The organism is Actinomyces stomatis (assembly GCF_031292835.1).
GTDB lineage: Bacteria > Actinomycetota > Actinomycetes > Actinomycetales > Actinomycetaceae > Actinomyces > Actinomyces stomatis.
The window spans coordinates 138,823-161,418 of record NZ_JASPEP010000004.1 but is presented as its reverse complement, the minus strand read 5'-3'; the positions used below and the strand labels follow the sequence as shown (position 1 = coordinate 161,418).

General features: G+C 66.7%; 20 protein-coding genes and 2 tRNA genes. 7 read left to right on the top strand and 15 right to left on the bottom strand.

Annotated features, from left to right (window positions below):
• Window positions 1–120 precede the first annotated feature (120 nt).
• From RIV12_RS04310 to RIV12_RS04300, 3 genes are all read right to left on the bottom strand, one after another.
• A complete protein-coding gene (locus tag RIV12_RS04310) occupies window positions 121–984 on the bottom strand; it encodes a carbohydrate ABC transporter permease (RefSeq protein ID WP_309322375.1) in 864 nt (287 codons plus the stop codon).
• Entirely contained in the window at window positions 981–2,018 is a 1,038-nt protein-coding gene (locus tag RIV12_RS04305; protein WP_075418665.1) for a carbohydrate ABC transporter permease, read from the bottom strand. Before RIV12_RS04305 ends, RIV12_RS04310 begins: the two co-directional genes overlap by 4 nt.
• 81 nt (window positions 2,019–2,099) lie before the next feature.
• Window positions 2,100–3,392, bottom strand: coding sequence for an ABC transporter substrate-binding protein (locus RIV12_RS04300; RefSeq protein WP_309322372.1), 1,293 nt, complete (start codon window positions 3,390–3,392; stop codon window positions 2,100–2,102).
• A gap of 374 nt (window positions 3,393–3,766) precedes the next feature.
• On the opposite strand from RIV12_RS04300, the gene RIV12_RS04295 reads away from it, so the two are divergent.
• Both RIV12_RS04295 and RIV12_RS04290 read left to right on the top strand, forming a co-directional pair.
• Entirely contained in the window at window positions 3,767–5,596 is a 1,830-nt protein-coding gene (locus RIV12_RS04295; RefSeq protein ID WP_309322473.1) for an AMP-dependent synthetase/ligase, read from the top strand.
• A gap of 47 nt (window positions 5,597–5,643) precedes the next feature.
• A complete protein-coding gene (locus RIV12_RS04290; protein ID WP_309322370.1) occupies window positions 5,644–7,545 on the top strand; it encodes an AMP-dependent synthetase/ligase in 1,902 nt (633 codons plus the stop codon).
• 58 nt (window positions 7,546–7,603) lie between these two features.
• Here RIV12_RS04290 and RIV12_RS04285 read toward each other — a convergent pair whose 3' ends face one another.
• The 4 genes from RIV12_RS04285 to RIV12_RS04270 all read right to left on the bottom strand — a co-directional run bounded on the left by RIV12_RS04285 (window position 7,604) and on the right by RIV12_RS04270 (window position 10,804).
• On the bottom strand, window positions 7,604–7,936 hold the full coding sequence (locus tag RIV12_RS04285; protein ID WP_075418669.1) for a chorismate mutase: 333 nt from the start codon (window positions 7,934–7,936) through the stop codon (window positions 7,604–7,606).
• A complete protein-coding gene (gene clpX, locus RIV12_RS04280; protein ID WP_075418670.1) occupies window positions 7,933–9,234 on the bottom strand; it encodes an ATP-dependent Clp protease ATP-binding subunit ClpX in 1,302 nt (433 codons plus the stop codon). Before clpX ends, RIV12_RS04285 begins: the two co-directional genes overlap by 4 nt.
• 255 nt (window positions 9,235–9,489) lie before the next feature.
• Window positions 9,490–10,164, bottom strand: coding sequence for an ATP-dependent Clp protease proteolytic subunit (locus RIV12_RS04275; RefSeq protein WP_075418671.1), 675 nt, complete (start codon window positions 10,162–10,164; stop codon window positions 9,490–9,492).
• A 1-nt stretch (window position 10,165) separates the two neighbouring features.
• Window positions 10,166–10,804, bottom strand: coding sequence for an ATP-dependent Clp protease proteolytic subunit (locus tag RIV12_RS04270; protein ID WP_003786603.1), 639 nt, complete (start codon window positions 10,802–10,804; stop codon window positions 10,166–10,168).
• Between the two features lie 310 nt (window positions 10,805–11,114).
• Between RIV12_RS04270 and RIV12_RS04265 the strand changes: the two genes are divergently transcribed.
• Together RIV12_RS04265 and RIV12_RS04260 are read left to right on the top strand one after the other, a co-directional pair.
• The gene (locus tag RIV12_RS04265) at window positions 11,115–11,483 is read left to right on the top strand and encodes a cupin domain-containing protein (protein ID WP_309322368.1); all 369 of its coding nucleotides are present in this window, start codon (window positions 11,115–11,117) and stop codon (window positions 11,481–11,483) included.
• 567 nt (window positions 11,484–12,050) lie between these two features.
• The gene (locus tag RIV12_RS04260; RefSeq protein WP_075418673.1) at window positions 12,051–13,184 is read left to right on the top strand and encodes a glycosyltransferase family 2 protein; all 1,134 of its coding nucleotides are present in this window, start codon (window positions 12,051–12,053) and stop codon (window positions 13,182–13,184) included.
• 170 nt (window positions 13,185–13,354) lie between these two features.
• Here RIV12_RS04260 and tig read toward each other — a convergent pair whose 3' ends face one another.
• From tig to rpmF, 6 genes are all read right to left on the bottom strand, one after another.
• Window positions 13,355–14,719: a trigger factor gene (tig, locus tag RIV12_RS04255; RefSeq protein ID WP_309322366.1), complete on the bottom strand. Its 1,365-nt coding sequence runs from the start codon at window positions 14,717–14,719 to the stop codon at window positions 13,355–13,357.
• 534 nt (window positions 14,720–15,253) lie between these two features.
• The gene (locus tag RIV12_RS04250; protein ID WP_309322364.1) at window positions 15,254–16,078 is read right to left on the bottom strand and encodes a hypothetical protein; all 825 of its coding nucleotides are present in this window, start codon (window positions 16,076–16,078) and stop codon (window positions 15,254–15,256) included.
• An 8-nt stretch (window positions 16,079–16,086) separates the two neighbouring features.
• Window positions 16,087–16,605, bottom strand: a complete 519-nt coding sequence (locus tag RIV12_RS04245) for a hypothetical protein (RefSeq protein ID WP_309322362.1) — start codon at window positions 16,603–16,605, stop codon at window positions 16,087–16,089.
• Window positions 16,606–16,646: 41 nt separating this feature from the next.
• Window positions 16,647–16,720 (bottom strand) — tRNA-Pro (locus tag RIV12_RS04240).
• A gap of 48 nt (window positions 16,721–16,768) precedes the next feature.
• Window positions 16,769–16,839, bottom strand: a tRNA-Gly gene (locus RIV12_RS04235).
• A 34-nt stretch (window positions 16,840–16,873) separates the two neighbouring features.
• Entirely contained in the window at window positions 16,874–17,038 is a 165-nt protein-coding gene (gene rpmF, locus RIV12_RS04230; protein WP_003784449.1) for a 50S ribosomal protein L32, read from the bottom strand.
• Between the two features lie 155 nt (window positions 17,039–17,193).
• On the opposite strand from rpmF, the gene RIV12_RS04225 reads away from it, so the two are divergent.
• The 3 genes from RIV12_RS04225 to epsC all read left to right on the top strand — a co-directional run bounded on the left by RIV12_RS04225 (window position 17,194) and on the right by epsC (window position 20,161).
• Window positions 17,194–17,982, top strand: coding sequence for an IMPACT family protein (locus tag RIV12_RS04225; protein WP_309322360.1), 789 nt, complete (start codon window positions 17,194–17,196; stop codon window positions 17,980–17,982).
• Window positions 17,983–18,530: 548 nt separating this feature from the next.
• Window positions 18,531–19,460 (top strand): cysteine synthase A, encoded by a 930-nt coding sequence (gene cysK / locus RIV12_RS04220; RefSeq protein WP_309322358.1) that lies wholly within the window; start codon window positions 18,531–18,533, stop codon window positions 19,458–19,460.
• Between the two features lie 125 nt (window positions 19,461–19,585).
• A complete protein-coding gene (gene epsC / locus RIV12_RS04215; protein WP_075418679.1) occupies window positions 19,586–20,161 on the top strand; it encodes a serine O-acetyltransferase EpsC in 576 nt (191 codons plus the stop codon).
• A 94-nt stretch (window positions 20,162–20,255) separates the two neighbouring features.
• Here the strand turns inward: epsC and RIV12_RS04210 are convergent, their stop codons facing one another.
• Window positions 20,256–21,554, bottom strand: a complete 1,299-nt coding sequence (locus RIV12_RS04210) for an alpha/beta fold hydrolase (protein WP_309322356.1) — start codon at window positions 21,552–21,554, stop codon at window positions 20,256–20,258.
• Window positions 21,555–21,594: 40 nt separating this feature from the next.
• Window positions 21,595–22,596 carry an Fpg/Nei family DNA glycosylase gene (locus tag RIV12_RS04205; protein WP_309322354.1) on the bottom strand — a complete coding sequence of 334 codons (1,002 nt, stop codon included), beginning with the start codon at window positions 22,594–22,596 and terminating at the stop codon, window positions 21,595–21,597.

The window sequence follows — 22,596 nt, the reverse complement described above, 5'->3', positions numbered from 1 at the left end:
GACGACCAGCGTCGTCCCGAACGATCTCTGTGGGGCGGCAGTGCGGTAGTGCCGCCCCACAGAGACGAACGGGTGATGGGCGGGCTCTCCGGTGAGCCGAGCCCAGGCTTGCAGCCGCCCCTACTGCTTGAGACCTCCTGCGGCCAGACCCGCCACGATGCGGCGCTGGAAGAAGAGCACCATGAGCACCAGCGGCAGCGTCATGATGACTCCGGCCGCCATCTGTGAGCCGAAGGGCGTGTTGAACTGGGAGTCCCCGGTGAACTTCGACAGCAGCACCGTGGCCGGCTGCATGGAGGGGTTGATAATCATCGTGACGGCCACGAGGAACTCGTTCCAGGCGCCGATGAAGATGATGATGGCGGTGGTGAAGATTCCCGGCGCGGCCAGCGGGAGGATGACCTTGCGGAAGGCCTGGCCGGGGGTGCATCCGTCAACCATGGCGGACTGCTCGAGCTCCTGGGGCATCTGCCGGAAGAAGCTCGTCAGGTTCCACACCGCCAGTGGTAGGGAGAAGGACAGATCCGGGACGATCATCGCCTGATAGGTGTCCGTCCAGCCCCAGGCGGCGAAGTTCTTCAGCAGGGGCACAATGATGGCCACGAGCGGGAACATCGAGGTGGCGATGATGAGGAGCATCAGCACACCCTTGCCCCGGAAGTCGAGGCGCGCCAGGGCGTAGGCGGTGAAGGTCGCCACCGCCAGCGCCACGATCGTCACGATGATCGAGACGACCAGGGAGTTGATGAGGCCGTTGGCGAAGTCGTTCTTCTCGGAGAAGACCGCCTTGTAGTTCTCGAAGGAGGGGTGGCGGGGCCACCAGCTGTTCTCGAAGATCTCACTGTCGGGGCGCAGGGAGGAGACCAGCATCCAGTAGAAGGGCGCCAGGCAGTAGATGACGATGAGGACGATTCCGACGGTAGAGAAGAGGCTTCCCCAGTCCCTCTTGGTCTTGCGGACCGGTGCAGCGGTGGAGGTGCTCATGCCTGCTGGCTCCTTTCAGTAGCCGTCTGGGAGGCCGGGGTGGAGGAGCCGGAGCGCTTGAAGAAGGCACTGACCGGCAGCTTGCGCTCATTGCGCTTGCGTCGGGCCTCGTCGTTACCACTGATGTCGGTGTTGGTGATCTTCAAGAACGCGACGGCGAAGACGAAGACGTAGAGGAACAGGATGAGGGCGTAGGCCGCGGCACTGCCGTAGCGCGAGTTGGAGCTCTCGTCCTGGACCAGCATGGAGAGGGTCTCCACGCTGCCCTTTCTGGGGCCGATAAGGATGTAGGGCAGGTCGAACATGCGCAGGGCGTCCAGGGCACGGAAGACCACGGCCACGACGAGCGCGGGCTTGACCAGCGGCAGGGTGATGGAGGTGAAGCGTTTCCAGGCGCTCGCGCCGTCGATCTTGGCGGCCTCATAGACCTCGTCGGGAATGAGCTGGAGCCCCGCCAGGGTGAGCAGCCCGATGTAGGGCGCCGTCTTCCACACGTCGGCGATGATGATGGCCATCTTGGCGCTCAGATCCCCTGAGGCCCACATGACGTGCTGGCCCAGGATGGCGTTGGCGACGCCGTTCTGGTTGAAGATCCAGCCCCACAGGATGGCGGAGACGGCGGTGGGGATCGCCCAGGGCACGAGGATGGAGGCACGCACGATGCCGCGTCCCTTCATCGCCTTGTGCATGATCAGCGCCATGGCCACGCCCAGAACGGTCTCCAGGACCACGGTGACCACGCCGAAGAGGGTCGTGTTGTAGAAGGCCACCCAGAACCTCTCACCGGCGCTGGAGAAGATGTCGGTGTAGTTCTTCAGCCCAACGAAGGGCTCAGTGGTGGAGAAGAAGCCGTCGTCCTTCAGCCGGGGACGCCCGAAGAGCGACTGGTAGAGGGACTGAGCGATGGGGATGAGGATGACGATCGTCAGCACCAGCACCGTGGGCGAGATGAGCATCCAGGCCAGACGGGCCTGCGCCTTAGAGCTCTTGGACTGGTGATTGACGACTTGCTCGGAGTGCGTCGTGGTACTCATGACTGTCCTTTGACCGTCCTTGTTGACATGACCGGTTTGTCTCAGGGGGCACCGCCCGCGGCGGCGGCCGTTGCTGTGGCCTTACCCCTCCAGCTTCTTCAGGCTGCCGCTCAGGCCGGCGATGACATCCTTGGAGGACCGGCTCCCCGGCTGCTGGATCGCGGGATAGATGCTGTCCTGGATCTTCGCGGTGACGTCGCCGTAGTAGACGGCCTGAGGGCGGCTCTTGGCGTTCTCGAGGCTCTTCTTGAGGATCGGCAGGTAGGGGAACTCCTTGAGAAGCTCGGGGTCGTCGTAGAGGGATCCGAGGATCGGGGCGAGCGTCTGGGTCTTGAGCTGGTAACGCTGGGACTCCTCGCTGATCCACCACTTGACGAACTTCAAGGCGGTCGCCTTGTTCTTGGACCCCTTGGTGATGGCGCAGTTGTGCCCACCCAGCGTGGAGACGAAGGGCTTGCCCTCGATGCTCGGTAGCGGTGCGACGTCGAACTTGTCCGTTCCCAGGGACTCCTTGTTGTTGGCGTACTGGTAGGGCCACTGCCGGTAGAAGAGGAGGTCGCCCGACTCGAAGGCGTTACGTCCGTCCTCCTCCTTCCACTCCAGGGACTCCTTGGGGATGTATCCCTTGGCGAAGCCATCGATGAGCCACTGCAGACCGGTGGCTGACTCGGTGGAGTCGAGGATGACCTGGGCATCGTCGTTGTAGAAGCCACCGCCGGCGGTGTGGATGAACTCCGAGGCGCAGCAGGTCAGGCCCTCATACTTGGCGAACTGACCGCCGAACCCCCCGATGTCCTTGTGGTCGGGCAGCGCCCGGACCTTATCGATGGCGGCCTTGACCTCATCCCAGGTCTTGGGGACCGCCACACCGGCCTTCGCCAGGAAGTCCTTGCGGTAGTACATCATCGGAGCGTCTGTGACGAAGGGGACCGCGAAGAGCTTGTCCTTGTAGACGCCCGTCTTCCAGACGGGGTCGAGGATGTCGTCATTCTTGAGCTCGTCCTGGGGCAGCTCGACCACCCACCGGTTGGCGGCGAACTCCGAGACCCAGACATTGTCCAGGGAGACGACGTCGTAGGCGTTGGAGTTGATCCTGGCGGCGTTGACGAGGGCAGTGCGCTGCTGGTCGGCCTCGGCGGAGAGCTCGATGAGCTTGACCTCCTCACCGGGGTTGGCCTTGTTCCACTCATCGATCCTGGCCTGCACCTTGCCGGCCGAGTTGTCCTTGCCCTGGACCCAGGTGATCGGTCCGGTGCCTTCAAAGGTGACGGGGCCGTCGTCGTCTCCGCGTGAGGTGGAGCAGGCCCCGACTGAGGCCAGCGCCGCAGCCAGGGCTGAGCCCTGGATGAACTGACGACGGGGTAGGGGTGTCATGTGTGTTTCCTCCTTGAAACTGCTGCGGAGCCCACCGGCTCCGTTCCGGAAGGACCCACATCGTCGACGCGCGTCGACTTGGGCATGAGAGGCACGTTACACATCTGCAATCTCCCGGTCAAGCCATTTTTCACTCGCCATCTCGGATGCCTTGAGAGGAACCTCCGAACCACAGACTCCCCTGCCATCCCCCACACCCCACGATCTCCACGAGACCGCTGCACACCTCCTGTGAAAACCTCCACAGCCACCCTCTCCTTCTCTCACCTCAACGGTGCGCCGCCCTTTCCGCCGCCTGACACAATGAGGCCGTGAGCTCTCACCACTCCTCGCCCCAGGCCACCAGTACCAGGCCGCCGCGCTATCCCGGCCACATGGCCGACGGGGTCTCCAGCACTGAGATCCCCTTCCAGCCCGAGGCGCACTGGTCGGTTCCGTGGCTGCTCGCCGATCGCATCGCCCGCAGCGGTGACCACCCGCTCGTGGCCCGCAAGTCACCCCTGTCCGGGGACTGGCAGGAGGTCTCGGCCCGGGCCTTCGGCGAGGAGGTGGCCCACGTGGCCGCGGGTCTCATCGGCATGGGGCTCGAGCCGGGCACCGCCGTCGGCATCATGGCGCACACGTCCTACGACTGGTTCCTCCTGGACATGGCCATCGCCCGCGCGGGCCTCGTCTCGGTGCCCATCTACGAGACGAGCTCAGCCGAGCAGGTCGAGTGGATCGTCACCGACTCCGACGTGCGTCTGGTCATCACCGAGAGCGGCACGCTGGCCGAACTCGTACGCGGCGCCGTCGCCGGTATCGAGCAGCCGGTGAGGGTCCTGGCACTGGACTCCGACGCGATCACCACGATCGTCCAGGCGGGCTCGGGCGTCAGCCCCTCCCAGGTCGACCAGCGCACCAACGCCCTCAAGGTCGACGACGTCTACTCCATCATCTACACCTCCGGCACCACGGGCCGCCCCAAGGGCGTCGAGCTCACCCACCGCAACGCCGTCGGCATCCCCTATCACGGGGTGCGCTACCTGCCCGGCGTCCTGTGGGGCGGCGATGTACGCCTGCTGCTGTTCCTGCCGCTGGCCCACGTCTACGCCCGCTGCCTCCAGCTGCTGTCCCTGGCCGGCGAGGGCGTGCTGGGCCACACCCCAGACGCCAAGACCCTCCTGCCCGACCTGCAGTCCTTCGCCCCCTCCTACATCCTGGCCGTCCCGCGCGTCCTGGAAAAGATCTACAACGCCGCCGACGCCAAGGCCGGCAGCGGCGCCAAGCTCAAGCTGTTCCGTTGGGCCGCCAAGGTCGCCATCGCCTACTCCCGCGCCCTGGACACCCCGGAGGGCCCCTCCCGCGGTCTCCGTCGGGCGCACGCCGTGGCCGATCGTCTCGTCTTCCGCAAGATCCGGGGACTCATGGGCCCCAACGCCCGCTTCATCATCTCCGGCGGAGGGCCGCTGGGACAGCGTCTGGGGCACTTCTACCGCGGACTGGGCCTGGTCATCCTGGAGGGCTACGGCCTGACCGAGACCATCGGCCCGGTCAGCGTCAACACCGACTGGCTCAACAAGATCGGCACCGTCGGTCCGCCCGTCTGCGGCAACGAGATCCGCATCGGTGAGGATGACGAGATCCAGGTCCGCGGCATGGGCGTCTTCTCCACCTACCACAACAACTCCGAGGCCACGGCCGAGGCCTTCACCGCCGACGGTTGGTTCCGCACCGGCGACATCGGCGCCCTCGATGATGACGGCTACCTGCGCATCACCGGACGCAAGAAGGAGCTCATCGTCACCGCCGGCGGCAAGAACGTCGCCCCCGCCCAGCTCGAGGACCGCCTGCGCGGTCACCCGCTCATCAGCCAGGTGCTCGTGATCGGGGACGGGGAGCCCTTCATCTCCGCACTCATCACACTGGACAAGGAGATGCTCCCCCAGTGGCTGCGCAACCACGGGCTGGCGGCCATGGACGTGGTCGAGGCATCCTCCCACCCGCAGGTGCTCGCCGCCCTGGACCGGGCCGTGGCGCGCACGAACCGCGCGGTCTCCCGCGCCGAGTCGATCCGCGCCTTCCGGGTGCTGGCCACCGACTTCACTGAGACCAACGGCCTGCTCACCCCGTCGCTGAAGGTCAAGCGCGGCCCGGTCATGGAGGCCCACGCCGACGTCATCGCGGACATCTACAGCTCCACACGCAAAGGACCGCAGGAGTAAACGGGAGCAAACGTCACCACTCGCCTCAGGCGGGCATACTTACGACCATGACCGACGCCTCCGCCCGACCAGCCGACTCCAACCCCTCCGCCTCGTCCGGAGAGCACACCACCGAGCTCCTGGTCCCGGTTCATGACGGCATGACAACACCCTGGGCGCTGGCCGAGCGCGTGCGCCGCAGTCCCGACGGCGGGCTCATCGCCCGTAAGTCCCCCTTGGGACGGCGCTGGCGGGAGATGAGCGCCAGCGCCTTCCGCACCCAGGTGCGTGAAGTGGCCGCGGGACTGGTGGCCCGAGGTCTTCAGCCCGGAGACGCCGTCGGCATCATGTCGCACACGTCGTATGAGTGGACGTTGCTGGACTTCGCCGCCTGGGAGGCGGGCCTGGTCGTGGTCCCCGTCTACGAGACCTCCTCGGCCGAGCAGGCCCAGTGGATCCTCACCGACGCCGGCGTGAAGCTCATCATCGTGGAGAACGAGGCCATGGCCTCCATGGTCGGCGCACTGGCCTCCACCGTGCCCGAGCTGGAGAGTCTGCAGGTGCTGTGCGTCGAGCGCGAGGACGTCCTGGGACTCATCAAGTCCGGTCGAGGCGTGGACGCCGGCGAGCTCGACCGGCGCACCGCGACCCTGACCTCACAGTCCTTGGCCACGATCGTCTACACCTCCGGCACGACCGGCCGCCCTAAGGGCGTCGAGCTCAGCCACGGCAACCTCGTGCACCTATGCGTCAACGTCTGCCCGCACGTACCCGAGGTCCTGGGCGGGGCCGAGGTCCGTTTCCTGCTGTTCCTGCCCTTGGCCCATGTGCTCGGCCGGTTCGTGGAGATCGCGATCGTCTGCTCGCGCTCGGGTGTGCTGGGGCACGTGCCCGACGTGCGTAATCTCGTCAACGACCTGGGCTCCTTCCGCCCCACGGCGGTCCTGGCCGTGCCGCGGGTCTTCGAGAAGATCTACAACGCTGCGGACGCCAAGGCGACCGGCGCCAAGCAGAAGGTCTTCCGCCTGGCGGCCAAGACCGCGATCGCCTATTCGCGGGCCCTGGACACGCCCGAGGGACCATCTCGCCGGCTCAAGGCTCAGCGCGCCGCCTTCGACAGGCTCGTCTTCTCCACCCTGCGCTCCGTACTGGGAGGGCAGGTCACGCACGTGGTCTCCGGGGGCGGGCCTCTGGGCGAGCGCCTGGGGCACTTCTACCGCGGCGCCGGGGTCACCGTCCTGGAGGGCTACGGCCTGACCGAGACCATGGGACCGTGCAGCGTCAACCTGCCAGACGCCACCCGGATCGGGACGGTCGGCACCCCGCTTCCCGGCTGCGCGATCCGCCTGGACGACGACGGAGAGATCCTGGTTCGAGGCATCGGCACCTTCGCGGGTTACCACGACAACCCCGAGGCCACGGCCGAGGCCTTCACCTCCGATGGCTGGCTGCGCACCGGGGACATCGGCTCCTTCGAAGGCGCCGAGGGCTTCCTGAGGATCACCGGGCGTAAGAAGGAGCTCATTGTCACCGCCGGGGGGAAGAACGTCGCTCCGGCCCCGCTGGAGGACCGTCTGCGGGGTCACCCGCTGGTCAGTCAGGTGCTCGTCGTGGGCGAGAACCGGCCATGTGTCGGGGCACTCGTCACCCTGGATGCGGAGATGCTGCCGCTGTGGCTGTCCTCCCACGGGCTGGAGGAGATGACCGTCGTCGACGCCGCCCGGGACCCGCGGGTACGCGCCGCCCTGGAGAGGGCGGTGGCCCGGACCAATGAGGCGGTTTCACGGGCGGAGTCGATCCGCACCTTCGAGGTGCTGCCCACGGACTTCACGGTGGCCAACGGCCTGCTGACCCCCTCGCTCAAGGTGCGTCGCGCCGAGGCGGAGAAGCGCTTCTCGGCCGAGATCGAGGCTCTCTACACGCGTACGCCGCTCGTCCCCAGCACCACTGTCTCACCGTCGCAGAACTGAGAAGGATCAACGGCAGAGGCGGACGCCCCCGGCTGCTCGCGGGATCAACTCTTGACTCCTACGGCTCCGTCGGCTTGGTGCGCTCGGCCTCGTGGTCGTCGCGGATCTCCTCGTGGTGCTGGATGACCTCGGCGACGATGAAGGTGAAGAACTTCTCGGCGAAGATCGGGTCAAGACCGGACTCCTCGGCCAGGGCCCGCAGACGCGCCACCTGCTGCCTCTCGCGCCCAGGGTCGGCCGGCGGCAGGTCCAGCCGGGCTTTGAGCAGGCCGACCTGCTGGGTGCAGCGGAAGCGTTCGGCCAGGAGATGGACAAGGGCGGCGTCGAGGTTGTCGATGGTGTCCCGGTAGACGGCCAGCTGCGGAGGAACACCGCCCTGCCCCTCGCTCATGCGGTCCGACTCCGCTCCCCCACCTTGTTCGTCGAGCGCAACGTGCCCGATCCGGACTGGTAGTTGGGCTTCCCGGTACCCCTGACGGCATCGGCGTCGACGACGACGCGCCCGACCTCAGGCAGAGAGGGGACCTCGAACATGGCCTGCCCCAGAACCTCCTCGACGATGGAGGTCAGCCCACGGGCACCGGTCTTGCGCTCCAGGGCGAGGGAGGCCACCGCCTCAATGGCCGCATCGGTCAGCTCCAGCTCGACGCCGTCGAGACTGAAGAGGTACTGGTACTGCGAGACCAGAGCGTTCTTGGGCTCGGTCATGACGCGTACGAGCTCACGCACTCCCAGGTCCTGGACCGTGGCGATGACGGGCAGGCGGCCGATGAACTCGGGAATCAGGCCGAACTTGTGAAGGTCCTCGGGACGCACCGGCGAGGTGAAGACGTCCTGCGAGCCGGTGCTACTGGTCAACTGCGCCCCGAAGCCCACCATCTGAGCACCGGACTCCTTGCGCTGACGCTGGCGCACGATCTCCTCGATACCGGCGAAGGCGCCGGCGGCGATGAAGAGAATATTGGTGGTGTCGATCTCCAGGAACTCCTGGTGCGGGTGCTTGCGCCCGCCGCCGGGCGGCACGGAGGCCGTTGTCCCCTCGATGATCTTGAGCAGTGCCTGCTGAACGCCCTCACCCGAGACGTCGCGGGTGATCGAGGGGTTCTCCGCCTTGCGACCGATCTTGTCGATCTCGTCGATGTAGATGATGCCCTTCTCAGCACGCTTGACGTCGCCGTCAGCGGCCTGAATGAGCTTGAGGAGGATGTTCTCCACGTCCTCACCGACATACCCCGCCTCGGTCAGAGCCGTGGCATCCACGATGGCGAAGGGGACGTCGAGGAGGCGAGCCAGCGTTCGGGCCAGATGTGTCTTACCGGTCCCGGTGGGGCCCAGCAGGAGGATGTTGGACTTGCCCAGCTCCAGGCCGTCGCCCTCAGCCACGGAGCGCTCCTTGACCTGGACACGCTTGTAGTGGTTGTACACCGCCACGCTCATGGCGCGCTTGGCGGCCTCCTGACCGATGACGTACTGGTTGAGGAAGTCGAAGATCTCCTGGGGCTTGGGCAACTCGAGAGGCACACCGGCGCCGGAGTCGCTCAGCTCCTCATCGACGATCTCGTTACACAGCTCGATGCACTCGTCACAGATGTAGACACCGGGCCCGGCGATGAGCTTCTTGACCTGCTTCTGGCTCTTGCCGCAGAAGGAGCACTTGAGCAGATCCACACTCTCAGCGTTACGTGCCACAGTTTCCTCCAGGTTCGTCATCGGCCCCCCGCGCCCGGGCGGCCCTGCGTCAGCCTACGGGCTGAGTCGGCAGGTGCGCCGAGGACATGGCGGCGTGTCCAGTCCGCAATATGCCACGTTGAGCAACACGCTGCCAGCGTTTGCGAGTTTTATTTCCACCGACTGTGCGTGCGGCGCTCCCGCCGATCGCGGAGGGGAGCACCGCACGCAGTATCAGCACAGCGTCGATTGCCCGGTCAGCACCCCGACAACTCCTCAGGAGGAGTGCGGGGAGGCCGGGGCCTTGCGAGACGTGAGCACCTGGTCCACGATCCCGTACTCCTTGGCGGCTGTGGCCGTGAGAATCTTGTCGCGCTCGAGATCGGCATGGATCTTCTCTCGGTCCCGACCGGTGTGCGCGGCCAGGGTGTCCTCCAGCCAGGAGCGCATGCGGTCGATCTCGTTCGCGACGATCTCGATGTCGCTGGCCTGCCCCTGCATCCCCTCCATGGCGGGCTGGTGGATGAGGACGCGCGCGTTGGGCAGCGCCAGGCGCTTGCCCTCGCTGCCTGCGGCCAGGAGCACGGCGGCGGCGGAGGCCGCCTGCCCCAGGCAGACGGTCTGCACCTGCGGCTTGATGTACTGCATGGTGTCGTAGATGGCTGTCAGTGCCGTGAAGGATCCACCGGGGCTGTTGATGTACATGGTGATGAGGCCGTCGGGGTCCTGGGACTCCAGGACCAGGAGCTGGGCCATGATGTCATCGGCGGAGGCGTCGTCGACCTGGACGCCCATGAAGACGATGCGGTCCTCGAAGAGCTTGGCGTAGGGGTCCTGACGCTTGAAGCCGTAGGCGGTGCGCTCCTCGAACTGGGGCAGCACGTAGCGGGCCTGCGGCATGGCACCGGCCTGGCGGGCGATGGCCTCGAAGTAGGGACGGGTCGAGGACATGTCAGTTGTCTCCGTTCTGCTTGCCGATCTCCCGGCTGGAGCGCACGATGTGGTCGACGAAGCCGTACTCCAGGGCCTCCTGGGCCGAGAACCAGTGGTCGCGGTCGGAATCGGCGATGATCTCCTCCACCGTGTGCCCGGTGTTGGCCGCGGTGATCTCTGCGAGCTCCTGCTTCATCTTGATGATGAGGTCGGCGTTGATGCGGATGTCGGTGGCGGAGCCCCCTGCACCGCCGGAGGGCTGGTGCATGAGCACGCGGGCGTGCGGGGTGAGGTAGCGCTTGCCCTTGGCACCGGCCGACAGCAGGTGCTGTCCCATGGAGGCGGCCAGGCCCGTGGCCACGGTGGCGACGTCGGGCTGGACGTACTGCATGGTGTCGTAGATGGCCATACCGGCAGTCACCGAACCACCGGGGCTGTTGATGTAGAGGTAGATGTCCCGCTCGGGATCCTCGGCGGCCAGCAGAAGCATCTGAGCGCAGATGGCGTTGGCGTTGTCGTCACGCACCTCGGATCCGAGCCAGATGATGCGCTCCTTGAGGAGTCGGTTATAGATGGAGTCGGTCAACCCCAGACCCGCGCCAGCGGCGTCGGCTGCCTGGGGAGGGGCGACCGCAGCGGGTGTGTAGAGCTCGCTCACGTCAGTCCTCTCATGGTCGGTGTCGCCAACGCTAACGCGACGGCCCCGGCCACCATGCCCGCCATCGCACCCTTTTCGCCAACGGCGCAGGTGCACCGGCCGAGGGAGGACCCACATCGAGCATCCCTCTACGATCACGGCGTCTCCTCAGGTGGTCGGAGCCCCGACGGCGCACCCCTCGGCCGCGTCACCGGTACTGTCTGCCCTGACGGTCGTCGTCCGGCACCCGGGATGCCACAGCCTCATGGCGTGGTCGACTCGCCCCTCACAACCCTCATCACCCACATCGTCCAGCACCGAAGGAGCACACATGCCCCCCTCATCCAGCACCCCATCCACCGAGTCCCTGTTCCGGCTCGGTCTCAATGCCGCTCTCCCCATCTCCGAGGAGGCCACCACCTCGCGGGTCGTCGTCAACAACGACATCCTGCGCACCGTCGTCTTCACCTTCGACGCCGGTCAGGTCCTCACCGAACACTCCTCCCCCCGGGCAGTGATCGTCACGCTCCTGGAGGGCGAGATGGACTTCTCCATCGGCGAGCGCACCGAGAGGATGGGAGCCGGGGACGTCATCTATCTGGCACCCGGCGACCGTCACGCCCTGACGGCCGTGACGCCGTGCCGCATGCAGCTGGTGATGGTCGACGTCGACAAGGTCGGTGCGGCAACCGAGAAGTAGCCCAGGAGCGGGCAACCGCCACCAATCAGCAGCCGGCCGGTCGACGGCCGCCACCGCATGGGGTGGGGAGCGAAGCACTGAGGTGTTCGCCCCCACCCCACATCCTTGTGAGATCCACTAAATCAAACACCCTGTCCAGGCGCGTCGCAGCACCCGGGCAACCGGACTTCATCTGGAGCATGACGCGCAGTGTTGCGCCTCACTCGAGCACCCGGAGGCGAAGCGGCGGTAAGCCAACTCACGTACGCTTGTAGGAAAACTAAACCGTCCGTAGGTTAGATTGTAGGCGCCCGAGATCTTAACGTGACCCGCTTCCCACACCGTGGCATCAGCGAGACGGGCGTGGCACCATCGATTTTATCCACCCGAGAACGCTGGAGCATCCGCCTGCCTGACGGCCACCAAAGCTCCGCTTCTCGCCGTCGTCAGCCTACCACATTCTTTTAACATTCAATAACCCCGTCCCTACTCGAACAGCACGTCTTTTCCGCCTGCCACACCACCCAGTAAGGGGTTACCCGTGTTCAGCACGCTTGCACAACTCCATGCACCAGAGAGGACCACCGCATGATCGTCATTACCCTGCTGGTGGGAATTCTTTTCTGGATCGGAATTGATATCTGGGCCGGCATCACCTCAAAGTGGTACAAGGCTGTGGAGCTGAACTCGAACATCACCTCAGATGACTTCAGCGTCCTCGTACCGATCTACGGCAATGTCAAGTACCTGCAGAACGCGGATTACCTACGCCCCTACGGCAATCGAGTAGTCCTGTGCACCACCTCCGGTGAGTCTGAGGAGTTCTACCGCGATCTTGAGGACATCGCCATTCGCTATGGATTCAGGATCTTCCGCAGCGATTACGTCCCGCGCAAGGTGGGCCGCAAGCGAAGCACCTCGGGCATCACCCGGGACACAGTCGTACGTGACGCACTGCTGGCCGCGCCTCTCAACTCCTACATTGTCTGCCTTGATGCCGACACCACGGCGCAGGAGCCACTGACCCACATCATTGGCGCCCTGGTGGCCAATAAGGCCGACTTCGCCTCGGTGACCATCGTGCCCCAGAAAAAGGGCCCCTTCATCGTCCAGATGCAGCGCCACGAATACGTCGTCTCAATGCGCGCCCGCAGAATCATGCCATGGCTGCTCAGCGGCGCCCTTCATATTGGCAAGACCGACGTCATGCGTCAGATCATGGCCCGCCACTCGCTGTTCTTCCAGGGAAATGACATCGAGTCCGGAATCATCGGAGACGCACTGGGTTACAAGGCCGTCCATATTCTTGCCCACGTCAACACCAATGCACCCGACACGCTGTACGCCTGGTGGCGCCAGCGGATCGCATGGAGCGGTGGTTCCTTCAGACTATTCATCGTCAATTTCAGATTCGTCTTCCAGCACCCCTTCCTGTGGCTGTACAGCGGCATCGTGGTGATCAGCATGTTCGTCCTCAGGTGGATAGCCGTTGTGAATCCCGGATGGACGCTTCTGCTCGCACTGTTCATCTACTACGCCGCTATCGTGTGGCTTCACTGGGACCACGGCAACAAGTGGCTGATCTTCCAGCCGTTCTACTGTCTCTTCGTCAGTCTCATCGTGGTTCCCATCGGGGTTGCCTACTATTTCAAAATGGCGATTCCTGAGCGCAACTTCGGAGTCATCCGTCCCAAGCGCAAGGAACTTGTCACGGCGAGCTGATTCTCATCCGGGACACGTCCAGCCGACGCAGGCAGCCCCGTCCCAACAACGCCTCTCCATACGGCAATGGGCCCACCTTCTTCCGGAAGGTGGGCCCATCTTTTTGACACGGAGCGTCCCGCGTGAGCGGCGGGAACGCACGTCAACTCATGCGTCCGAGCGCCGTGGACTCACTCGGCGTCGTCGTCCTCAGCGGAGTCGGCGTCCTGCGCCGCAGCAACGGCAGCGGCCTCTGCTGCCGCGGCGGCGTCATCCTCATCAGAACCGATGAAGGCGGACAGGTCCACGGTCTCACCCTTGGAATCAACCACTGCAGCCTGGCGCAGCGCCATGGCCAGCGACTTGTTGCGAGCGACCTCGGAGACGAAGGCGGGAATCTGACCGGCCTGCTGAGCACCCTGGAGGAACTGGGCGGGCTCCATGCCGTACTGCTGAGCGGTCTGGAAGAGGAACTCCAGGAGCTCGTCCTGAGCCACCCCGACCTTGAGATCCTCAGCCAGGACATCAAGGATGATCTGGTCGCGCACACCGGTGACGATGTCCTCGCGGATCTCCTTGGCGTGCTCCTCGTCGCCCTCCTTGCCCTCGGCCCGAAGGTGCTGGGCGACCTCGGCCTCAACGACGGCCTCAGGCACATCGAAGGTGACCTCGCTGCGCAGGTGCTCCAGGAGAGCATCACGGGCGGCGACTGCCTGCTCGCCGGTCTTGCGCTCGGTGACCTGCTTGACGAGGTCCTCGCGCAGCTCCTCGACGGTGTCGAACTCGGAGGCGAGCTGGGCGAACTCGTCGTCGACCTTGGGCAGCTCACGCTGCTTGACGGCGGTGGCGGTCACCGTGACCTCGGCCTGCTCACCAGCGTGCTCGCCGCCGGCCAGCTCAGTGGTGAAGGTGGCGGACTCGTCGGTCTTCAGACCGCGCAGAGCGGTGTCCAGGCCCTTGAGCATGTTGCCCTTGCCGATCTCGTAGGAGACGCCGGAGATGGAGTCGACCTCCTCGCCGTCGATGACGGCCTTGAGGTCGATGGTGACGAAGTCACCGGTCTTGGCCTTGCGACCCACGGACTTCAGCGAGCCGAATCGGGCACGCAGGTTGTCCAGCTCGGTGTCGACGTCCTCGTCAGTGACCTCGACGGCGTCCACGGTCAGCTTGGTCTTGCTCAGGTCCGGCAGCTCGATGACGGGCCGAACAGTGACCTCAGCGGTGAAGGCGAGCTGGCCGCCGTTCTCACCGGTGGCGTTGGGCAGCTCGACGACGTCGACCTCGGGCTGGAGCATGGGGACCCGCTCGGCCTCGGTGATGGCGTCCCGGTAGAAGTCGGAGAGCTTGTTGTTGACGGCCTCCTGGATGACGGCCCCGCGACCGACACGCTGGTCGATGACCCGGTTGGGGACGTGACCGCGACGGAAGCCGGGGACCTGGATCTGGGAGCCGATCTCCTTGTAGGCGGCATCCAGGCTGGGCTTGAGCTCCTCATAGGGGACCTCGACGGTCAGCTTGATGCGGCTGGGGTCAAGATTCTCGACATTGGTCTTCACGGGGGTTGCTCCCATAGGTCTGAGTTCTGCGGTAACACCGACACGCTCGGAGGTGTTCGGCGGACGCGCGTCTGTGGCGTCAATCCGTGCCATCTTAGGGCAAACGGGCAGTGGGATCGATGCTGCGCCCACACCTGGCGCATGAGTCTGGACACAGGCGGAGACGCCGGGCACGGTGCGTCATGGCCGTCGGTCGCATCGACATATTCACGAGCCACACATCCGGCATCGACGCACCCCTGAGACGACCCGGACATCACGCTGTCGCCCACGGGACGAGGAGTCGGGCTGGCGGGATTTCAATCCGCGGCCCCCGCTCCCAAAGCAGGTGACATCCCAAGGGTGACCCCCTGAAAACACTCACCGAACCACTGACCAGCCATCCCAAAACCAGCCATCAACGCGCCATGTTTCCGAGACGCCATGCAGACCCCGGAATCAAGCCAAAAACGCACCCTCAGAGACGACGAAAGCGCCTCCACTACCCGGGTAGGTAGCGGAGGCGCCTAGCTGTTCAAGAAGCCATCTCAGCCGTCAGACAGTACGGCGCAGAACGACGTCGTGAACCGTCAGCGACGGGATTGGAGCCTCCAACCAGACGCCCCACACGTCACCCACGCTCGGGTCAACCTCACGCGGCCGGATATCCAGTTCGAGCACCTGATGGTCGCCCTTCCGGACAGTCAGGTCTGTGATCTTGGCGCCCTGGTCAACCTGCGCCGGGTGCCCGGCCTCCTGGAAGCGGCGAGCCGTGTACAGGGCCGCCTGCCCCTCCTCCTCACCGAAGTTCCCGCCCGGGTAGGAGTAGCGCACAGTCAGGTGCCACGTCCCCTCCGAGGGCTTCAACTGGTCCAGGCCAGGAGCGAGCACCGGGTACTGGGAGTCCAGGCGCACACCGTCGCCGGCCTCCGCTGCGCTCACCTTCGGCCACTCACTGATCGGCGGGAACAGGGTCGGGCTCGCGGACACGGGATCCGCCGAGCGGACGATGACCGCCCCCAGCGGAGTGCCGGCCGGGACCGGCTGACCCGCATCGAGGCGGACCACCGGCGCGAACCGGACCATGTTCCGGGCAAGCTGCTGCGTCAGCGCCTCAGCCTGCCCGGCCACCTCGGCGGCCTTCGCCGCGTCGGCCTTCGTCTGCTCCGCGGTGTTCCGCGTAGCACGGATGCTGTCCCCCATGCCGTTGACCTGAATCTTGGTCGCGTAGGCGGCGTCCGCCGCCTCACGGGTGACGTACGCTGACAGGTCTCCGGCCGGGGCCTGCGGCTTCCCCTCGTCGTTGATCTTCACCCCCGATGCCCCGATGTTGATGGTCACCTGTGACGGCCCGCAGTACTCGGTCTTCTCGTCTGCCATGACTCCCCTTATGCCTGGATCTCGATACTGACGGGGATCTCCTTCGCCCCGTCCCACACAGTCACAGTCGCCGCGACCTCACGGCCCCCATCCCACACAGTCACGGACGGGCCGGCCGGAGCCGGCGGGACCGGAGTCTCATACACCTTCAGCGATGAGACCAGGACGTCGCTCGCGGCCGCAGGGACGCTAACGGACGGAAGCCACAGGGGACTCGGGTTAGCGGGCAGTTCAACCTCCGCGACGACCGTCGCCCCCTGCCCCGCAGCCAGCGGCACACTCTTCAAGTCGAACGGGCCAGAGACCTTCTTTTTCGCCTCACTGAACCAGTTCACGCGCAGGTCCAGCTGGGAGCCCGCATCGGCCGAGTAGGCGATCTCGAAGGTGAACCGGCGGGAGCCTACCGAGACGGCAGAGCCGTCGTAGGGAGTGGTCGAAGCCCCGGCGGGAAGGAACGCGCCGGCGTCACGCCGCTGCCCCTTGCTGCGCCACCACGCCCCGAGAGCCGGGATGATGCTGTCAGCCATCACGCCTCCTTCCTGATGATGATCGTGCCGGGGTTCTCCGGTCGGGCTGGCGGGATTTGAACCCGCGGCCCCCTGCTCCCAAAGCAGGTGCGCTACCAAACTGCGCCACAGCCCGTGACGTGACGAAAGGGACCGCCGAGGAGCGGCCCCTTTCGGCTCACAGAGCGGGTGACGGGAATCGAACCCGCGCAATCTGCTTGGAAGGCAGAGGCTCTACCATTGAGCTACACCCGCATAGATGAAGGGTTTCACCCCTCCACCGGCAGCCTCACTGCTCGATGAGGCCCTCCTTGTAGGCCCGCGCCAGACGGCGAGGCACGGAGATCTCGCGGCCCTGGACGCGGATGGTGTTGAGCTCGGTGAGCTTGGCCTTCCACTGTGAGCGGCGGTTGCGGGTGTTGCTGCGGGACATCTTCCGCTTCGGCACTGCCATGGGCCCGCTCCTCTCTCATGAACCTGGGGATCGGATGACCCCTCGAAACTGGACCGAGGGACACCATAACGACATCGCCGGGACCGCTTCCAGTCCAGGACCGCCTCAATACGTGTGACATCGGTCCCGCAGCCGCTCCGTGCGAGGATCCTGCCATGGCCCCGCACGCCCCTCACACACCATCGCACCAGCCATCTCAGGAGCAGGGATCCCCCGGGCTCATCACTCTGACCCACGGGGAGCAGCCCGAGATCGACGTGGAGATCAAGAAGTCCCACTTCCTGGCGCGCGCCTGTCGCACGGACTCCATGAGTGAGGCCCGCGACTTCATCGCAAGCGTGCGCTCCACCTACCCCGACGCACGCCACCACTGCTCGGCACTGACGCTCACCGACCTCTCGGACGGACACTCCCTGGCCGCGCCTCCCCCGCCCACCGAGCGCTCCAACGACGACGGCGAGCCCTCCGGCACGGCTGGCCAGCCCATGCTCGACGTGCTGCGGGGAACGGGACTGGCCAACACGACCGTCGTCGTCACCCGCTACTTCGGCGGAACGCTCCTGGGAACCGGCGGCCTGGTACGCGCCTACTCCGAGGCAACCGCTCAAGCACTGCATGCGGCCGCACGCGTCACCCTGACCCGGCTTCACCTATGGGACCTGCGGGTGCCAGTGGCTCAGGCCGGCAGAATCGAGGCCGAGCTGCGCTCCCGCGATCGCACCGCGACTTCGGGGCCAACGGTGGAGGACACTGCCACCATCCCGGTCCCGACCATTCGCGTTGAGGAGACGATCTGGGGACCGACCCACGCGGTCCTCGTACTGGCCACCTCTTGCGCCGATCCTGCGCTCCTGCAGGCTCCGCTGGCGGCCCTGACTCGCGGCGAGGGGAGGGCCGAACCGGCCGGCAGCCGGCTGGTCGAAGTACCTGTGTCCCCGACCTGACGACGATCGGGCTCCCCGATCCCCCTGAGACGCCCTCGCGGCACGCGTGGTCCTCAACGGGTACGCGACCACGATGCGAACAGATGACGGACGGATGTGGCGATCGCCGTCGGTCACGGGGTAGGGTTCTCGCCAACGGCCGGGGCACCAAGCCCCGGACGACCCTATGAGCAGTCATGCCCAGGCAGGCGCAGTCAGTCGCCTTGAGGAACAGAGGAGGACCCGTGATGGTTATGACCGTCATGTGCACCGTGTCCGCCATGTCCTCCATGCCCATCGCGCCCGCGTGCTGCTGCCGGTGTCGGTAGGGCGCCAGGCCACGACATCTGTGCGCGTACCGCTGCGCGCATGCCCGGCGCTCCCGGAGCAGGCGGTCACCCCTGCTGTTTGAGCCACTCCGTACGACGTGGCCACCCCTGACGGACGCGGACCGTCCCCATTTCTCTTCCTCTCACGAGCTCTTGCGGGCCCGACGTCGCCTCATCGCGCAGCGCCGCCGGTCACCGCAGCCACAGGGCTCACCCAACCCACATCCGAAGGACATCACTATGACGTACGCACCTGACGCAACCGCCCTGGTCGGCAACACTCCCCTGGTCCGCATCAACCGTGTCACCGATGGAGCCCCCGCCACCGTCCTGGCCAAGGTGGAGGCCTTCGAGCCGGCCGCCTCGGTCAAGGACCGCATCGCTCTGTCCATCGTGCGCGCCGCGGAGGAGTCCGGTGACCTCAAGCCCGGCGGCACCATCGTGGAGGCGACCTCCGGGAACACCGGAGTCGGCCTGGCCATGGTGGGTGCGGCCTTGGGCTACAAGGTGATCATCACCATGCCCGAGACCATGTCCAAGGAGCGCCGGGCGATCATGCGCGCCTTCGGTGCGGAGCTGGTGCTGACCACTGAGGGCGGCGTGGCCGGGGCGGTCAAGCGTGCTGAGGAGATCCAGGCGGCCATCCCCAACTCGATCCTGGCATCCCAGTTCACCAACCCCGCCAACCCCAAGGTCCACCGCGAGACTACGGCCCGGGAGATCCTGGAGCAGACCGGGGGTGACATCGACGTCTTCGTGGCCGGCATCGGCACCGGGGGCACGCTGACCGGTGTGGGCCAGGTTCTGCGCCAGGAGAAGCCCGGGGTGAGGATCTACGGCGTCGAGCCCTCCGAGTCCCCGCTGCTGAGCGAGGGGCAGGCCGCACCCCACAAGATCCAGGGTCTGGGCCCCAACGTGGTTCCCGAGATCCTCGACCAGGGCATCTGGGACGAGCTGCTCCACATCGACTCCGACGTCGCCATCACCTACGCACGCCGTGCCGCGGCGGAGGAGGGCCTCCTCGTGGGGATCTCCTCGGGCGCTGCCCTGGCCGCCGCCAGCGAGCTGGCCAGGCGCCCCGAGCTGGAGGGCAAGACCATCGTCACCGTTCTGCCGGACACCGGTGAGCGCTACCTGTCCACGCCTCTGTTCAAGGACTACCTCGACTGACGGCCCCGACGGCGGCGATCCTGGGAACAGGTGAGCCGCCGTCGGTGTTGTCACCGGCGCAGCGGGTGAGGTGAAGGCTCACAAGCCGACCTGGGCCGCACCGTCACCCACCAGAGGAGCACACCATGCACAACTCCGAACGGTCCCTTCTGGACCTGGCCCGCGAGGACCTGGCCACGGCCCGCAGGCGCGATCCCGCCGCCCGTTCCAACGTGGAGGTGGCCCTCCTCTACCCGGGTGTCCACGCCCTGTGGGCGCACCGGGCCGCCCACAAGCTGTGGCACAAGGGGCACCGCTTCGCGGCGCGCGCCCTGTCTCAGGCCGCCCGAAACTTCACCGGTATCGAGATCCACCCGGCTGCAGTCATCGGTGAGCGCTTCTTCATCGACCACGGCATGGGCGTGGTCATCGGCGAGACGGCCGAGGTCGGCGATGACGTCCTGCTGTTCCACGGAGTGACACTGGGCGGGGTGTCGATGAGCCCCGGCAAGCGTCATCCCACCATCGGCAACAATGTGCAGATCGGAGCCGGCGCCAAGGTCCTGGGGCCGGTCGTCGTCGAGGACGGGGCCAAGGTGGGTGCCAACGCGGTCCTGGTGAAGAACCTCCCGCAGGGCTATGTCGCCGTGGGCGTACCCAGCCGAGCCCGCGACCCTCGCACCGACCCCGAGCTCATGATGGATCCGACCATCTACATCTGAGCCGCCTCTCAGTGGCCCGGAGACCGCCTCATGCCGTCCCTCGAGTATTCCGGCAAGCCCCTGGGGCACCCGCTGAGCGCACTCATGCACCCGGTCAGCGGGCGACCACTCCGGTGGCCAGGTCGCGCAGGCGGTTGAAGACCCGGCCGCCGGAGGCGCGTGAGCCGTCATGCTCGTACTCGCTGGTGATCCAGATGCGCAGGCCGGGGATGAGCGCGGCCGTCTCCAGGGAGGTGGTCATCGGCACGAACACGTCGCGGGCGTAGACGGCGGCCGCCCCGGGGGTCGTCGTGGACCTGAGGCGGGTCGGGTCGTAGAGCGCCGGCCACTCGTGCGCGGCCAGGAGGTCTGCCACCTCCAGCCAGGGGTGCAGGCCGGTGTCCTCGACGAAGGCATCACGGCGCACGTGCTCACCTGTCAACAGGGTGGGATCGTCGTCGAAGACCGCGGGGCGCACCCGCTGGGCCGCCCAGTCGGTGGTGCCGGTGTCGGCCCAGCAGGACTCGTGGATGACGGCGTAGAGCGGGAACCTGCCGCCGAAGGGCAGGCACTGTCCCAGGTCGTAGCGGAAGGCCCATGAGTCGGGGTCGCGTTCCAGGAGGTAGTGGATCGTGTCCGCGCCCCCGGCTCCACCCAGCAGGGCGCCGAGCGAGCGCAGGCGCTCAGGTCCGACGAGGTCTCCAGCCGCCGTCCTCAGCTCGCCCCGACCGGCCTTCTCAGCCAGGGACGCCATGCGGTCGCGGTCCTGGGGGAAGCGGGCGTAGTACTCCTCGCTCTTGAGGCGCATCGCCTCGTAGCTGAGGGCGTAGACCTCGTCGATGCTGTGCCCGACGGCGGGCAGGCCACCGGTGATGTAGACCTTCTCCAGGCTCTGGGCATGCTCGGAGAGGTACCGGGTGACGCAGAACCCTCCGAAGGACTGGCCCAGCAGGCTCCAGCGCTCCAGGCCCAGAGCGCGGCGCAGGTCCTCGCAGTCCTCGACGATCTCATCGGCACGCAGATGAGTGAGCAGCCGGGCGGTGTCTACTGGGGTGCCGGCGGCATCGGGCCGGTCCACCGGGCAGGAGGCTCCGGTGCCGCGCTGGTCGACGAGGATGAGTCGGTGGTGCTCGAGGATCGCACCGATCCAGCCGAGCCCGGAGTCGGCACTGGGGCGGGGTGCCTCGCAGCCCGGCCCGCCCTGGAGGAAGACCAGTGGCGGCCGGGAGACCGGGTCGATGCCGGCAACTGAGATCTCACGGGCGTAGACAGTGATGGTCTCCGTGCTGTCCGGGGCTGAGTCCCCCTGCCCGCTGCGGTCCAGGGGAACGGTCAGGTGATGGTCGCGGGTCAGCAGGCCGGCGGTCGAGGAGGACCAGCTCGAGGAGTGCAGGGCGGGCGAGGCGTTCGACATGCCGCCACCTTAGTGGGACCCGGAGGGTCGCCAGCCGGTTTCAGTGGGCCTGACAGGTCGGGCACCAGAAGAGCCGGCGGGAGGCGACCTCCCGCTCCGCCACCGGGGTCCCGCAGCGCAGGCAGGGACGGCCGGTGCGGTGGTACACGTACCACCGGCCGGCCTCGGGGTCGTCAGGTGGCAGGGGGGCGGGGACGTCGTCGAGGTCGACGGTGGTGATGAAGCCGGTGGCCACCCCGTACTCCATGAGGGGACGCAGGTCCTCCCAGATGGCCCGCAGCCGCTCCTGGCTGATGCGGTTGCCCGCTCGGAACGGCGAGACCCCGACCCGGAAGAGCGTCTCGGCCCGGTAGATGTTGCCGGCTCCGGAGATGACGGCCTGGTCCATGAGCAGCTCCCCGATGCTCTTGCGCCGCGAGCGCGCCTTGGCCACAAAGGACTCGACGTCGGCGTCGGCACGCAGCGGGTCCGGGCCGAGGCGACGGCGCACGGCGGCCACGCCCTCGGAGTCCAGCAGCTCGCAGGCCGCCGGTCCGGTCAGGTCGGCCACCCCGTGCTCGCCGAGCAGCCGCAGCCGCACCGCGCCACGCGGCTCGGGCGGTTCCCACTCCTCGGGGGCGGGCCCATGCGTGGCTGCATCCTGCCCCTCGGCTTCGAGGCTCCCGCCGTTCAGCCCGGCCAGGGCCGACCCTCCCCCACCTTTGAGGGCATGCTCGCCGCGCTCACCGACGCGCCGACGCGGCGCCCCGATGGCGTGGGGCGCCGTGAACTCACGGTCGCCGTCGAAGGTCCACGCCCCGTAGAGGCCCAGGTGAATCCGCAGCCAGGTGACGGAGGCGTCGTCGAGGGACGTGTCGGCGCGAGGGCCGAAGGGCAGGAAGAGGTGCTTGCCATGGGCCTGGCTGCCCAGGAGGACCTGACCGTCAAGACGGCTCGCTCCGTCCGCGAAACGCCCCTGCGGCGAGCGCACGCGCAGGCTCTGACCACCGTAGAGCTCGTCAAGGGCGGCGGCGAGCCGGTGGATGGTGTGCCCCTCCGGCAT

Coding starts and splice junctions, on each gene's coding strand:
- RIV12_RS04310 (WP_309322375.1), bottom strand. CDS start 984: ATGAGCACCTCCACCGCTGCACCGGTCCGCAAGACCAAGAGGGACTGG.
- RIV12_RS04305 (WP_075418665.1), bottom strand. CDS start 2,018: ATGAGTACCACGACGCACTCCGAGCAAGTCGTCAATCACCAGTCCAAG.
- RIV12_RS04300 (WP_309322372.1), bottom strand. CDS start 3,392: ATGACACCCCTACCCCGTCGTCAGTTCATCCAGGGCTCAGCCCTGGCT.
- RIV12_RS04295 (WP_309322473.1), top strand. CDS start 3,767: ATGGCCGACGGGGTCTCCAGCACTGAGATCCCCTTCCAGCCCGAGGCG.
- RIV12_RS04290 (WP_309322370.1), top strand. CDS start 5,644: ATGACCGACGCCTCCGCCCGACCAGCCGACTCCAACCCCTCCGCCTCG.
- RIV12_RS04285 (WP_075418669.1), bottom strand. CDS start 7,936: ATGAGCGAGGGGCAGGGCGGTGTTCCTCCGCAGCTGGCCGTCTACCGG.
- RIV12_RS04275 (WP_075418671.1), bottom strand. CDS start 10,164: ATGTCCTCGACCCGTCCCTACTTCGAGGCCATCGCCCGCCAGGCCGGT.
- RIV12_RS04265 (WP_309322368.1), top strand. CDS start 11,115: ATGCCCCCCTCATCCAGCACCCCATCCACCGAGTCCCTGTTCCGGCTC.
- RIV12_RS04260 (WP_075418673.1), top strand. CDS start 12,051: ATGATCGTCATTACCCTGCTGGTGGGAATTCTTTTCTGGATCGGAATT.
- RIV12_RS04250 (WP_309322364.1), bottom strand. CDS start 16,078: ATGGCAGACGAGAAGACCGAGTACTGCGGGCCGTCACAGGTGACCATC.
- RIV12_RS04245 (WP_309322362.1), bottom strand. CDS start 16,605: ATGGCTGACAGCATCATCCCGGCTCTCGGGGCGTGGTGGCGCAGCAAG.
- rpmF (WP_003784449.1), bottom strand. CDS start 17,038: ATGGCAGTGCCGAAGCGGAAGATGTCCCGCAGCAACACCCGCAACCGC.
- RIV12_RS04225 (WP_309322360.1), top strand. CDS start 17,194: ATGGCCCCGCACGCCCCTCACACACCATCGCACCAGCCATCTCAGGAG.
- cysK (WP_309322358.1), top strand. CDS start 18,531: ATGACGTACGCACCTGACGCAACCGCCCTGGTCGGCAACACTCCCCTG.
- epsC (WP_075418679.1), top strand. CDS start 19,586: ATGCACAACTCCGAACGGTCCCTTCTGGACCTGGCCCGCGAGGACCTG.
- RIV12_RS04210 (WP_309322356.1), bottom strand. CDS start 21,554: ATGTCGAACGCCTCGCCCGCCCTGCACTCCTCGAGCTGGTCCTCCTCG.
- RIV12_RS04205 (WP_309322354.1), bottom strand. CDS start 22,596: ATGCCGGAGGGGCACACCATCCACCGGCTCGCCGCCGCCCTTGACGAG.